Source organism: bacterium (genome assembly GCA_026414725.1).
Classification (GTDB): domain Bacteria; phylum Ratteibacteria; class UBA8468; order B48-G9; family JAFGKM01; genus JAAYXZ01.
Map to the genome: position 1 here is coordinate 1 of JAOAIL010000051.1, position 1,062 is coordinate 1,062.

Here is a 1,062-nt window from a genome sequence, read left to right on the forward strand (position 1 = left end):
AATTTGGGCAGTAGAGAAGTATTCAAGATTTGACTTCACCGAAAAAGAATTCCTTAAATTTGATGTGGATAAAGCAAAAGCAGATCAAATATTTGCAGAATTTGAGAGATCTGGAGTTAAATTTGTTGGTGTTGAAGGTATGAAATTGCTTGAGTGTTATAAAATTCCAACCGCACGCTGGGGAATTGCGAGGACAGTTGAAGAAGCAGAAGAAATTGCTGAAAAGCTCGGATATCCTGTGGCGATGAAAATCGTGTCCCCAGATGTTATACATAAAAGTGATATTGGAGCCTTGAAGCTTAATGTTGGCAAAGGAGAAGTCAAGACCAGTTTTTACGAAATAATTTCAAAAGTTGAAAGTTACATACCAGATGCAAGGATCGAAGGTGTTCTTGTTCAGGAAATGGTAAAGGGAGGTAGAGAAGTGATAATCGGAATGAAAAAAGACCCGCAATTTGGAAATGTTTTAATGTTTGGACTTGGAGGAATATATGTGGAAGTTTTCAAAGACGTCTCTTTCAGAATAGCTCCGCTGAGCAGAAAAGACGCTTATGATATGATAAGAAGTGTTAAATCTTTTGCATTGCTAAAAGGTGTAAGGGGGGAGAAAATGCTTGATCTCGATACTTTGGTCGATACGATCTTAAAATTCTCTCAGCTAAGCATGGATTATCCTATTTCAGAAATGGAGATCAATCCACTGAAAGTTTTCGAAAAAGGATGCGTTGCAATTGATTTTCGAATGCTTTTGGAGGTGAAGAAATGAAAAAGCTGATGATCTCCTCAACGGAGAGTTTTTCGGGAAAAAGTGGAATAACTCTGTCCTTAGCCCTTATTCTGAAAGAAAGAGGCTACGATGTCGGATACTTCAAAGCTTTCGGAATAAACGCGGTTAGAATTGGCGATAGAATTTGCGATGAGGACGCTTTACTTGCAGAGAAAGTTTTGGGGTTGGAAAATACTTGTGCAATCGTCCTTGATAGACCTTATGTCGACTTTTTGATCTCAGAAGATCCATCTAAATTGAAAAAAAGAATATTGGAAAGCTTTGAGAGACAATTG

Annotated in this window: 2 protein-coding genes; both read left to right on the top strand. The window is 37.9% G+C overall.

The window, feature by feature from the left end; all coding sequences use genetic code 11:
• The coding region (locus N3D17_07775; protein MCX8083261.1) for an acetate--CoA ligase family protein at positions 1–766 on the top strand (766 nt) is incomplete at its 5' end.
• On the top strand, positions 763–1,062 hold a 300-nt coding region (locus N3D17_07780), incomplete at its 3' end, for an AAA family ATPase (protein MCX8083262.1). The genes N3D17_07775 and N3D17_07780, both read left to right, overlap by 4 nt.